The 12,604-nt window shown below is 60.5% G+C and carries 11 protein-coding genes; 10 read left to right on the plus strand and 1 reads right to left on the minus strand.

The features are described from left to right. Positions 1-175: 175 nt before the first annotated feature. From HEQ17_RS03205 to HEQ17_RS03250, 10 genes are all read left to right on the plus strand, one after another. Positions 176-793 carry a helix-turn-helix transcriptional regulator gene (locus HEQ17_RS03205; RefSeq protein ID WP_296291262.1) on the plus strand — a complete coding sequence of 206 codons (618 nt, stop codon included), beginning with the start codon at positions 176-178 and terminating at the stop codon, positions 791-793. 224 nt (positions 794-1,017) lie between these two features. Then, complete coding sequence (locus tag HEQ17_RS03210; RefSeq protein ID WP_296291263.1) at positions 1,018-1,230, plus strand: hypothetical protein; 213 nt, start codon at positions 1,018-1,020, stop codon at positions 1,228-1,230. A gap of 277 nt (positions 1,231-1,507) precedes the next feature. Beyond that, on the plus strand, positions 1,508-2,074 hold the full coding sequence (locus HEQ17_RS03215) for a hypothetical protein (RefSeq protein WP_296291264.1): 567 nt from the start codon (positions 1,508-1,510) through the stop codon (positions 2,072-2,074). Further along, entirely contained in the window at positions 2,071-2,724 is a 654-nt protein-coding gene (locus tag HEQ17_RS03220; RefSeq protein WP_296291265.1) for a hypothetical protein, read from the plus strand. The genes HEQ17_RS03215 and HEQ17_RS03220 overlap by 4 nt, the downstream gene beginning before the upstream one ends. A 64-nt stretch (positions 2,725-2,788) precedes the next feature. Next, complete coding sequence (locus tag HEQ17_RS03225) at positions 2,789-4,261, plus strand: hypothetical protein (RefSeq protein ID WP_296291266.1); 1,473 nt, start codon at positions 2,789-2,791, stop codon at positions 4,259-4,261. Between the two features lie 16 nt (positions 4,262-4,277). Continuing rightward, on the plus strand, positions 4,278-4,808 hold the full coding sequence (locus tag HEQ17_RS03230) for a hypothetical protein (RefSeq protein WP_296291267.1): 531 nt from the start codon (positions 4,278-4,280) through the stop codon (positions 4,806-4,808). A 31-nt stretch (positions 4,809-4,839) separates the two neighbouring features. Continuing rightward, positions 4,840-5,334 (plus strand): hypothetical protein, encoded by a 495-nt coding sequence (locus HEQ17_RS03235; RefSeq protein ID WP_296291268.1) that lies wholly within the window; start codon positions 4,840-4,842, stop codon positions 5,332-5,334. A gap of 501 nt (positions 5,335-5,835) precedes the next feature. Beyond that, positions 5,836-8,274 carry a hypothetical protein gene (locus tag HEQ17_RS03240; protein ID WP_296291269.1) on the plus strand — a complete coding sequence of 813 codons (2,439 nt, stop codon included), beginning with the start codon at positions 5,836-5,838 and terminating at the stop codon, positions 8,272-8,274. After that, complete coding sequence (locus tag HEQ17_RS03245; protein ID WP_296293659.1) at positions 8,195-11,578, plus strand: hypothetical protein; 3,384 nt, start codon at positions 8,195-8,197, stop codon at positions 11,576-11,578. The genes HEQ17_RS03240 and HEQ17_RS03245 overlap by 80 nt, the downstream gene beginning before the upstream one ends. Positions 11,579-11,678: 100 nt before the next feature. After that, the gene (locus HEQ17_RS03250) at positions 11,679-11,954 is read left to right on the plus strand and encodes a hypothetical protein (RefSeq protein ID WP_296291270.1); all 276 of its coding nucleotides are present in this window, start codon (positions 11,679-11,681) and stop codon (positions 11,952-11,954) included. 235 nt (positions 11,955-12,189) lie between these two features. Here HEQ17_RS03250 and HEQ17_RS03255 read toward each other — a convergent pair whose 3' ends face one another. Continuing rightward, positions 12,190-12,504 carry a hypothetical protein gene (locus HEQ17_RS03255; RefSeq protein WP_296291271.1) on the minus strand — a complete coding sequence of 105 codons (315 nt, stop codon included), beginning with the start codon at positions 12,502-12,504 and terminating at the stop codon, positions 12,190-12,192. Positions 12,505-12,604 lie beyond the last annotated feature (100 nt).

The following is a 12,604-nucleotide window of genomic DNA, read 5'->3' on the forward strand; positions in this document are numbered from 1 at the left end:
ATCTCAAAGCCATCACCATCACCACCGGAGGCCGCGTATCGGCGGTGCTGTGAGTCGGTTGTGGCGGCCTATGGCGCAAGGCGGCGGTGCGGGGCTTGCTTTGGCTTTTGACGGTTTTGTGTGGGTTCGCGGCCGCTGTGTGCCCGCCCATGCGGTTTTTTTTAAAGGATAACGCATGTCAAACCATGATGCTTGGTCAGGGTGCCTGGTGGTCTATCACCCGCACCCTGACGTTGGCAGGGCCATTGCTTCGATGTTCAGCGACAAGCTGCCGGGTTTGCGGGTGGTGACGGCGACGAACATCGACGACATTTTGCATTTGTCGCTGCAATACCGCCCCATCTGGGTGTGGGTGGACACCTGCACCGACGCACAGCAGATCGAGCAGTTGCGCATGTTCAGATCGGTGTGCCCCGGTCTGCGTTTTGTGGGGTTTGGTGGCGGCGACGATCTTGCGGCCACACGGCTCAAGCTGGGCTGGGGCAAGGCCGATATGTTGTTTGGCGAGCTGGTGCCCTGGGGCAAGTTGGCCGCGAGTTTTGCCTCTTTGGGCCTGATGGCCCCAGGCGATCAGGCCCAGACCTTGCAGGCGGTGAAGTTGACGCGCCGCATGTCACAGCTCTTGATTTTGCTGCAGTCCGGCATGAGCAATCAGGACATTGCCCAAAAAGTGGGCATTTCCGAGCACACCGTCAAAGTCCATTTTTGGCGTCTTTTCAGGCGTTTGGGCGTGAACAACCGTTTGCAGGCTTTGTACAAAGCCCGGTTGCTCGGGCTGATCGCCGGGCGCTGAGCACAGCCTGAGCCACAGCCTCCAATGCCAGACCCTTCGCATCAGCTTGCCGCACCGCGTCGGCCAGCCGATGGACTGCGCCTGAGACAGCACCGGGCATGCGGTCAGTCTGACACCGCTTTTATTAAAAAAATTTTCATTTATTTATAATAAATGTCTGAACATGTTACTATTGCGATAAATCAGAAATTAAGTCCAATAAACGTCGAAATTGAGACATCCGGATGAACCCCCCTGTCACTGACCTGACACCCATTGACAAAACCGTTCAAACCATCTGCCAGCAAGTGCAGCGCCTGCTGCCAGCGGGTTCGGGCCAGCCCCGGGCTTGGGCAGACGTATCGGCAGCACCCATGGCCGCTGTCGTGCCCAGCGGGGCTGGCTCCGGGGTCGCGTGCTGGTGCACAGCCCTGCCAACATCGCTGCAAGAGGGCTGACGTGGAAGCGGCCAGCGCGGGTGACCCGCTCGGGCAGAAATCAAGGGCCCAAAAAAGGAAGTTTCTTCCCCGATTTGTTTTTTGCATCCATATGTATCATAATGCGGCCTTTTAACAAAAAAGTCAGTTGATTAAAATGGCAAAACTGTTGAAAATGTCCAAAACAACCACCAGCAAACAAGCCCACAAAAGCTGCGCGCACACCCGGGCCAGGTGGTTCGATGGGTCATTGATCGCTGTTCCGAAACCCTGCCAACATCGCTAGGAGAAGTCTGAAGTGGAAGCCGCCAGCGCACAAGAATCAGAAGACACCATGTGGCAGGGCTATGTCTCTGTCATTTCGTGCCTGCTGCTGGCCCTGCTGCTGATCATGGCCATCCTCGCCATCGCATTGGTGCTGGCGAGTGCTACAGAAAAACCAGAGCTCGAGCGGCAAGTGCAATCATCCCCAACCCCCCGGCCTCCAAGTCCAGCCAAAGGTGCGCGCTGGGTGCTCAACTTTTCCGGCCAGACGGTGGACATTGGGCCAGCGCAACGCGCCCAATTTGCAGCCCAACTGAACAGGGCCAACCCCGAAGGCATCTGGCAGGTGTTTGCTTACAGCGAGCCAGGCAACGCATCGGCGCAGCGGCTGGCTTACATCCGGGTGCTGGCCACGCGCGACTTGCTCATCGAATCCGGCGTGTCAGCCAAAAACATTGAGCAGCAACTGCTGGACACCGACCCGGCGCTCACGCGCAGCCCAACGGCCAATGCCCAAGCCCTGGCGACCGAAGGCAAGGTCTTCGTCAAGCCCGGCAGTCTGCAAGCACCTGCAAACGTGACCCAAAAGGGGCAGCCATGAGCGGAGCAAACCACCACGAAGACGGCAGTTTCTGGCCAGCCTATGTGGATGCCATCACCAACGTCATGCTCAACATCCTGTTTGTGGTGGCGGTGTTTGCCTTGGCCCTGAACACCGTGGTGAAAGATGCGCCCAAAGAAAAGTCCATTGAAGCTGTCAGCAACCCAGACAAACAAGAATTGCAAGATGTGCCGCAGGCCCAAGAGGCGCCACCCCAGCCTTTGTTTGTGCAAGAAAGTCCCCCCCAGGGCGGCGACAAGCCCGCTGCTGTGCGCTGGGCCATCTTGCGCCAAGACAGCGCGGGCGAAGGCCTGGTGCGCTTTGACTTTGGGCCCGGCAACTCCCGCCTCAGCGCTGCCGATGACAGCGCCGTGCGCGACACCCTGCGCAAAATTTCCACAGCCCAAACCGCCCCGCAGTGGCTCATTTGGGTCAGCGTGAACACGCGCAACGCCGTCGAGGCGCGCCAAGCCTATCAGCGCGCCATGGCGATACGCAACGCCCTGATCGATTCGGGCCAGCCCCCGCCAGCCATCGAAGTTCGGCTGCTCGACAGCGGGCAGGACCTGCAAGCCGCAGGCCAGCAAACCGTGTGGTTGGCGCGCAGCCCGCCAGGCAACCCGCCAGGCAGCCCGCCCGCCCCCGGTTGAGCGCACGCCCCCCAAGCCCCGATTTTTAACGGCCCAAACCTTTCCCCACACTGAGAGCCCCCTGATGTCTATCGCCAAGTTATCAAAACAGCAGTACTTTTTCCGTGTGCTGGGGTACGGTGTGAACGCCATCGCGCCCACCATGATCGTCATCGTGGCTACGGTCACACTTTTCTGGAACGCGGTGGTGGCCTCCATCGTCTCCACGCCGCACCCCGAGGTGGTCTATCTTATTTTTGGGGGCTTCTTCATGGGGCTCATCCTGTCCTGGTACAGCCTGCTGCGCTTTATTCGGGAAGAGTCCTACTTGCGGCGCTGGCAAAAGACCGGCAAAGAAGACCGTGCCAGCCTGCTCGAAAGCACCCAATGGGTGCCCCAACTGTCGCCGCTGTACAACCTGTTGTCGGGCAAAGCGGTGCTGCCCCTGCGCATGCGCCAGGCCGCCGTAGAAAACGAGATGCTGGAGTTTGAAAAAAGCATTGGCAGCCAGCTCACACTGCCGGGTTTTTTGGGGGGTGCCCTGATTGGTCTGGGCCTGGTGGGCACTTTCATTGGCTTGCTGGGCACGCTGGACGAGCTCGGCAACCTGTTTTCTGCGCTCATGGGCAACAGCTCGGCAGGTGCCACCCAGGCCGACATGTTCAAGGACATGCTGCAAAAGCTGCAAGCCCCCATGCGCGGCATGGGCACCGCCTTTGTGGCGTCCTTGTACGGCCTGATGGGCTCTTTGCTGTTGGGCATGGTGGTCATGTCGGTGCGCAAAACCGGCGGCCAGGTCGTCAAGGCCATCCGTGAAAGCGTGCGCGACTACGACTATGGCGCTGGCAGCGAGGGCGTCCTTGCCCTGCAAGCCGACACCGAACTGGCCTGGGCCGAATCCGAGCGCTGGAACGCCATGTTTCAGCAAATGCGCGAGCGCAATGAGACCCTCACGGCGCTGATGCTGCAAATGCAGGATGAAACCCGAGGCGTGCTGCGCTCAGCCGAAGACCTCAACCGCACCATGCGCGAACGCAATGATCTCGACGGCGTGATTGCGCGCGTCATTGCTGACGGCACCCAGATGGTGGCCAAAGCCACCGACCATTACCAAAGCCTGCTGGAGTCGGCCACGCAAACCCGCCAAGACATTCAGAGCATGGTGGCCGCCACCGTCAACATCAACCAGACCCTGCAAGAGCGCAACCGCATTGACGCCATGGTGCACCAGGTCATGGCCGCGGGGCCGCACTGGATGGACGCCTGGGACCAAATGGGCACCCAACTGCGGCAAATTCACCACCAGGACCAGACGCAACACCAGCAACACCGCGCCTTGCAGTCTGAGACCAACCTGCACCTCAAACTCATGGCCGAGGCCCTGGTGCGTTCAGAGGCCAGCCAGACCCTGCTGGGCAACAAACTGCTGCAAAGCCAAAGCCTGCAACAAACAGAACAACAAGCCCTGCGCGAGAGCCTGTTGGCCTGCAAAGACACCTTCGAAGAAGTGGGAGCCAAGCTGCGCATACAGCTGGGCCTGCAGCAGACACACATCTGAAGACTGGAGCTAAATCATGGCCGATCCCAAAACCATCGCTGCAACCCAGGTCATCCGCTTGCCCATGCGAGCGGCAGAAATCGCCTCGGTGCGGGTGCTGGACACCGACCTGATCGTCATCCTCAAGTCTGGCCAGCGCGTGACCATCCGCGACGGCGCGATGCGCGCCATGATCGACACCAACCTGCGCATTGCCTTTGCCGACGGCGAAATACGCGCCGCTGACTTGCTCAAACAAGTGGGCACTGTCCAGGCTGACGCCTTGTCCGACCTGTCGGTGGCCAGCAAAGACGCTGCCGCCACCGCCGATGCCAGCAAAACGCCAGACGCCAACGCGCCCGGCAAACCGCTGGATGTGCTGAGCAGCAACGCAGAACTCAACAAAAACATCACCGACTTACTGACCAAACAACAAACCCAAATTGAATTGTTGTCGCGCCAGCTAGAGGCCTTCAGCAGCAACATCGAAGGCAAATTGACCCAAATCATCCAGCCAGACGCGGCAAGCCAGGCCCCGGCGGCCGCCAAAAGCGGCTTTCTCGCCTAACATTAGCCCGGCCTGGGGCGCTTTGGGCGCCTTGGGCGCCGCGGGCGCCGCGGGCGGCGGCGGCGCAGCGGCGGCTGCGGCGGTGGTCTCTGCGGCCTCCTCAGGCCCGGTCAACCTGTCCTCGCTGTCTCTCACGGGTACTGTCACCCTCGGCCCGATGCTGGCCGCCAACCAGCTGCGCGTGGTGGCTTATGACCGCGACGGCAAAATACTGGGCAGCGACGAAACGGTGGAGGGCACCACCGGCGCTTTTGAAATCAAAATCACCAACGGCTACAGCGGCGTTGTCATTTTCAAGGTACTCGACGGCAACCCCAACGACGCCGACTACATGGACGAAGCCACCAAGACAGGCTTGAGCCTTGGTAAAACAGGGGCACTGCCAGACCTGCGTGCCATCGTTGTCACCGAAGGCATTGTTCCCAAAACAGTCCACATCAACCCCCTGACCGAACTGGCGGCAGTCAAGTCCGGCCTGGCCGAGGGCTCGGTGGTCACCATCCAGGTCCTCTGGCAGAGCTCCTGACCATCAGCAGGGCCCTGGCCAAAACCCTGGAGCTCAGCACCACGGGCCAACTGCTGTCAGACATTGCCGTCATCCCCACCAGTCAATCTGGAACGGCAGCCCCAATGCCGGCGCCAACCCGGCCGGCAAACTGCTCGACACCATCTCCCAGTTGGAAAGGTTAAACAACTTCACCAGTCCGACAGCCGCCATCGCAACCGTGGCAGGCCAGCTCCAAGAAGTAGATCTCGCCCGCGGCGAATCCGGATTTAAAGACCCCACTGTCACGAATGTGGCGCAGTTCCAGACGGCCGTGCTGCAAACGCCGCCCACCATTGCCGGCGTGACTTTCAGTGCCGACACCGGCGTCTCTGGCCGACCTGATCACCAGCAATTGGCACCCAGAACATCACCGTCAAATTCTCCAAAGCCCTGGAAAGCACCAGAACCCTGTCCTGGAAAACCACCGACGCTGCTGTCTGGAGCACAGGCGTTGCAGGCAACGGCACCGACACCCTGGTCTTGACCGGCGCGAGCCTGTCCAGCGGCAGCAGAACGCTGCAATTCAGGTACACCAGCACAGCCACCAGCCTGAGCGAAGCCGCGCAAGTCAATACCGGCGTCAACCTGGTCTACATCCTCGATACCACGGCCCCCACCACGCCGGTGGTGACCGGCCTGGGTTTTAGCGTTGACAGCGGCACCAGCGGCACCGACCTCATCACCAACTCAGCGGCGCAAACCGTTAGCGGCACCATCACCAGCGCGGTGTTCGCCACAGAGCGCATCTTTGGCTCGGTCGATGGCGGCAGCAACTGGAGCGAAATCACCAACCGCAGCACCAGCAGCGTCACCGGCGCAACCACTTTCAACTGGAACGTTGCCGCCCTGGTCAATCAAACCGCCCCTGGCACCAAAAGCCTGGTGTTTCAGGTGCGAGACGCTGCCGGCAATATCAGCAGCAACAGCAATGCAACCCCCTACGTGCTCGACACCACAGTGCCGGACAACAGCATCGACCTGAGCACCATCACCATCTCAGCAGACACCGGCACACCGGGTGACTTCAGAACCGCCACCAAAGTACAAACCATCACCGCCCAATTGGGCAAACGGCTTGACATCACCCAAGCCAACGGTGAAACCCTCTGGGGCAGTGTGGACAACGGCACCACCTGGACAGACCTGAATGGCAGCATTGTCAACCTGAGTACCGGTGGGCGCAACCTGGTCTGGACCAATGTGAGCCTGATCGAGGGCGACAACACCATTGTCTTTAAAATCACCGACGTGGCTGGCAACACGCTGGCCGCCCTGGGCAACCGAACTTATTTTTTGGAAACCTTGCCCCCGCCACCCACCTTGACGCTGGCCGCAGACACCGGCGTCAATACCAACGATGGCATCACCCGCAACGGCCGCTTTAACGTCACAGACGTCCTGAGCGGTCATACCTGGCAATACAGCCTCGATGGCGGCACCACCTGGACAACTGGAAGCGGCACCTTCTTTATCGCCCCTGCAGACAGCTATGCCTTGGGCGCCATCCAGTTGCGCCAGACCAGCGAGGGCGGCCTGGTCAGTGCGGTTGACAAAACCCTCAGAGCCATCACCATTGACACCAGCGCGGCTGCACCCACTCTGGCGCTGGCCGCAGACACCGGCACCTCTAACGTTGACTTCGTCACCAACAACGGCACCATCAACGTCACGGGCCTGGAAGACGGGGCCACCTGGCGCTACAGACTGGGCGGCGGTGACTGGCAAACCGGCGGCGCGGTGTTGGCGGGCGGCAGAAGCAGCTTTGTGCTGCCCAGCTCGGGCCTTCTCGGCACCCGCTACGAGGCCTTCGACATTCAGGTCGAGCAAACCGACCGGGCCGGCAACACCAGTGCCATCACCAGCTACGCCAACGCCGTCACGGTGCGCACCACCCCGCCAGTCATGGCCTTTGCATCAGGAGGCGGGCTCAGCCTCTCGGCAGACAGTGGCACCACGATCACCGGCATTTACGACGCCGGCACCTCCCCACAAAACACCGACTGGATCACCAACGAAACCAGCCAGACCATCCGCGCCACACTGAGCAGCGCCCTGGCTCTGGGAAACACCCTGCTGGGCTCGATCAACAACGGGGGCAGCTTTATCTCGCTGAACAGCAGCTTGACAGGCGCCAGCCTGAGCTGGACGGGCGTAAACTTGCTCACCACCAACAGCGCCAACAGCCGCATCATCCTCAAAGTGGTGGACATTGCCGGCAATGAGAGCGTGCTTGTTAACCAGGCTTACACAGTGGACACCACAGAATCCAACGTCGCCCTGGCCAGCGGTGCCGCCATCAGCTTAAGCAACCAGGGCATCGGTACTGGCGGACGCTTTTACACCACCGCCAGCGAACAGCGCATTCAAGTCAACCTCACCCGCTCTTTGGTCACCGTCGGCGACAACCAAGAAACCCTGTGGGCCAGCACCGACACCGGCACCAGTTGGGTCGACATCACGACTTACCTCAACCGTAGCAGTTCTCTGGACTGGCCCCTATCTGCCAGCGGCACCGCCCTGACCGTCAGGTGCCAACCAACTGCGACTCAAAGTCACCGACAAAGCCGGCAACGCCACATCCATTGCCAACGTGGCCTACACCCTGGTCACCACCAGCTACCTGACCGGCCTGACTCGCTCGGCGGTAGCAGACCTGGGCAGCGATGTCGCCCTCCTGACCGCTGCACAAGTGGCGCAACTGGGCCCAACCCAACTCGAGGGCCTGACGGCTGCGCAAATTGGTCAGTTGGCCAGCGCCAGCCCAAGCCGCCTGACCGGCCTGAGCGCCGAGCAGATTGGGTTTTTGGGCACAGACATCACCGGCCTGTCGGCTGCACAAGTGGCCGCGCTTTCTACCACCACCCAAATTGGCGGCCTGACGGCTGCGCAGATTGCTGCGCTGAGCACGACGCAGTTTGATGCGCTGAGCACGCCGCAGCTCGCCGCCCTGACAGAGGCGGCCATTGGCGGCATGACCAGCGGACAGGTCGGCACCCTGATCGCCGCCGATGTTCAAGCCCTGGGCACTGACATCAAGGGCCTGACAACTGCAAACGTGATATTGCTCAGTACCGGCCAAGTGCAGGCCCTGACGACCGCCCAATTGCAGGCCCTGACTAACACCCAAGTGAAGGCCCTGACTACCGCCCAAGTGCAGGCCCTGACTAACACCCAAGTGCAGGCCCTGACTAACACCCAAGTGCAGGCCCTGACTACCGCCCAAGTGCAGGCCCTGACTACCGCCCAAGTGCCGGCCCTGACTAACACCCAAGTGCAGGCCCTGACTAACACCCAAGTGCAGGCCCTGACTACCGCCCAAGTGCAGGCCCTGACTACCGCCCAAGTGCAGGCCCTGACTACCGCCCAAGTGCCGGCCCTGACTAACACCCAAGTGCAGGCCCTGACGACGACCCAAGTCGCAGCCCTCACGCCTACACAAGTGGCCGCGCTGACACTGGCGCAAGTGCAGATCCTCTCGACGCCCCAACTGAACGCGCTGAACAGCGCCGGCCTGCTCGACGACATCACCCAACCGCTTTCCTCATTACAAGTCAATGCTCTGGGCCTGACTGCGGTGGACACCACAGACAAGCTCGCCCTCTTCAACAGCGCACTGCAAGCCGCCAGCGGTACGGCCCAACTGAACCTCAACAACATGGCCAGCGGTGCCGCAGCCGTGGTGGCTGCTGTCAATGGCGGCGCCCTGACGGTGGCCAACCTGACAAACCTCGGCTTGACCGGCGTGACCAGCACCAACCTGGAAGCCATACGCACCAGGATAGATGCCACCAGCACCGGCACCGATGCCAGCCTGGCCAACAGCATGTCCGAGTTGCGCGCCATTGTGGTCAACGCCAGTGGCGAGCTCGCTGACCGCAACCTGAACGCCCAAGAAGCGGCTGACGGCGTGACCGTGGCCGTCGCCCTTGACGGGGCTTCGGTGGGTCAGACCATCACCTTAACCTTGCCGGGCTCCGGCAGCGGGACGCAGCAGACAATCTCGCGTGCCGTGACCAGTACCGACCTGACCAACGGCTTTGCATCCATCAACATCAGCCAACAGCAGCTCATTGACTCCGGCCCGGGCAACAAAGCCGTGACGGCCAGCATCGGCGGCGGTCTCGCCTTTGCTGTGGATACCTTTGTTTATGACATCATAGCGCCCACGGCCACCGTTGGCAGCGCCACCTATTTCGCCAACGCGCAGGAAGGCTCTACCAACCTCACAGATGCTACGGGCTTTACCAGCCGCACCATCGTTTTGACCGGCACCAACTTCAGCACTTTGCTGGAAGCCGGTGAAAACGCCACCACCAACATCAAAGCCCGGCTCGACTGGAGCAAACTGTCTTACGACTTTGATGGCAACGACACCGGCGTGGACGGCAGCACCTACCTTGGTGCTGACGGCAAGCTCTACGGTGCGCGCGGCGCATTCACCGTCAACGACATCGAGAGCGCCTTCGTCACCAACGGCACCACGCTCACCATCAAGCTCACCTCAGCCAAGGCCCGGGCGCTGGAAAGCTATAACGACTTCACGAAGGGCGATTACTTTGGTGCCGACAGCAATGCCAACAACACCTACTGGACCAGCGGCACAGGCGCAGGCAAAGGCAACCAGGCCGACACCATTGACGTGCTGAGTGGTTTTTTAAGGGATACCGCAGGCAATGCCAGTACGAATTCCACCGCCGATGCAGCCATCACCTACGCCGGCCCGGCGCAAACCATCAGCTTGGGCGCCGGCAACGGCAACCTGCTCGCCCCCACCGTGGTGGCGGTGAACACCGGCACGCTGGCAGCGCCGGTGTGGGTCAACAAAACCTTTTACCACTGGGACAGGTCAGGCGATGGCACGATTAGCGGCGACTTCGTGACCCACGATACGCTGGACGGTTTGTTTTACCGCAACAGCAACTTTACCGGTGGTACTGCGGGGGCAGACACCACGTCGGGGGGGTTCAACACCACAGACTTCCGCTATGGTGACCTGACCACTTTCAACAACATCCAACTGGCACTGCCAACGGCGGCCGCCAGTGGCGATGGTGCTGGTCTTTCAATATCAGCCAACGATGCAAACAACCAGCGCTCAGACTTGAGGGCCGTTTGGGACCAGTTCAACACCAGTAGCACCACTGGGAGCACTGGCGGGGGTGGCACCCCACCGGGGTGGTCAACAACCGACCGCCTTTGGGCTGCCGACCAAACCAGCGGTGGCGCGCATACTGCCGTCACGCTTTTCAATGGGTATATCCATAACAATGTTGATACTTTCGTTACGGGCTGGAACACCGCGCTGCAATTGTCCAACCCCACTCCCACTGTCTCTGGCGTCACCTACTACGGCAACTACGCCAACGAAGCCAATTTTGCCGCGGGTGCCCTGACCCGCACCATGGTGATCAATGGCACCAACTTTAACCAACTGCTCGACATGGTGAACAGCGGCGACACCATGGGCGCCAATGGCACCGACATCAAAGCCCGGCTGGACTGGAGCAAGTTCACTTATGATTTTGATGGCAACAGCACCAATGGTGTACAGACCGCAGCTGCAGGCACCTTCACCCTGGCCGACATCGAAAGCGCCCGTGTCACCAGCAGCAACACACTGGCCATCAAGTTCACCAGCGCCAAAATCACCGCGCTGGAGGCCTACAGCGGCGATTCATCGGGCGGAGACTTTGGCGAACTGGACGCCAATGGCCAAACACAGCGGGACTACTTTGGTGCCGACAGCAACGCCAACAACAGCTACTGGCTGACCAACACCGGCGCAGGCAGGGGCCTGGGCAACCAGGCCGATGGCGTGGACATCGTCAACGGCTTTTTCAAAGACGTGGCGGGCAATGTGGTCGCCAGCAACACGGTGGACAACGCGGCCATCACCTACGCCGCGCCGGTATCAACCATCAGCCAGGGCACCTACGGCAACCTGATCGCGCCAGTCGTTGTGGCCGTCAACACCGGCACGCTGGCAGCGCCGGTGTGGGTGAACAAAACCTTTTATTACTGGGATCTCTCGGGCAACGGCGCCACCACCGGCACCAACGGCGGCACTAGTGCTTTTTCAACAGACAGGATGGATCATAATTTTTTGGATAGTTTGTTTTATCAAAATTCAAGATTCAACCGAAGCATTGCTCGTGCCCGACACGACCCACCACCACTACACCCACAGATCCGGGTAACCAGTACGACACCACTTCAGAATTGACACTGAGCGCTGGGCAGCTGGGGTGCTGGCACCAATTTCCGCTACGGCGATTTGGCTGCGTTCAACAACTGGAGGCTGGCATTAGTGACCGGGGCGGTCAATGACTCCACTGTCAGGCAACTTCCTTGTTGTCAACAGTCAACAGAACCAACGCGCAGACCTGAGTGCTATTTGGGACCAGTTCAACACCTCAATGACTACGGGCCAGCAGATCAGGAGCAACGGCCCCCTTGCACCGGGCTGGACAAATATTGAACTTATCCATTCGGCCACGTCGTTCGGCGCCGGTGGACACATAGTCATGGCTAACGACAGTTATGTTTACCTTTTTGGCGACACCGATGCTCGCCCTAACGCCATATTGCAGGTGTTGTGAGTGTTGGGCCACGCCAAGCCTGCCATGCGCAGGTCAGCCCGGCCCTCGGGCTTGCAGGCTGCTATTGTTTAGACAGCAGCTTGCGCAATACCGATGGGGGCCTGCCTGGCCCCTGGGCCTACGGCGGCGTGCTCGCTTTCATCAGCAACCCCATCCTGCCATCATGCGCGCCTTTAGAGGTGCCGTAGGGGCAAGGGTAATGGGTTGCGGGTAATCGGTTACTACGGGGTCAAGGTCACTGTTGACTTGCTGCCGCAAAAGCGGTGGCGGCAATCCTGACCCTACTCGGATGCAGAGTTCCGAGTTGTGGGATTTGGCCGTATGGCGCATGCGGTGGGACCGAGAAGTAGGCGTCGTTGAACGGGAGCTCAAGCACGTTTCTCAGGTCGAATTTGGTGTCGTAGCTCAAACCGGCGCTGGTGTATGCACTGGGTTGCGCGCTTTTTGCGATTCTGAATTCCCCGCTGTCAAGACGCTCCGTCTTTTGGCGGGTCCCATACGCCACGCTCAAGAAAATCATGCCTTCGGCGTCTTCCTTGGTCGAAATCATGAGGCCGGGGCGTGGCTTGGGTGCAGGGTGAATGTTGTCAGGGAAATGGCACCAGACGATGTCGCCAGCCGTGGGCGCCGGCCACCCCACTAGCGCCAGC

The sequence above is a fragment of the Limnohabitans sp. genome, from assembly GCF_023910625.1.
Classification (GTDB): domain Bacteria; phylum Pseudomonadota; class Gammaproteobacteria; order Burkholderiales; family Burkholderiaceae_C; genus Limnohabitans_A.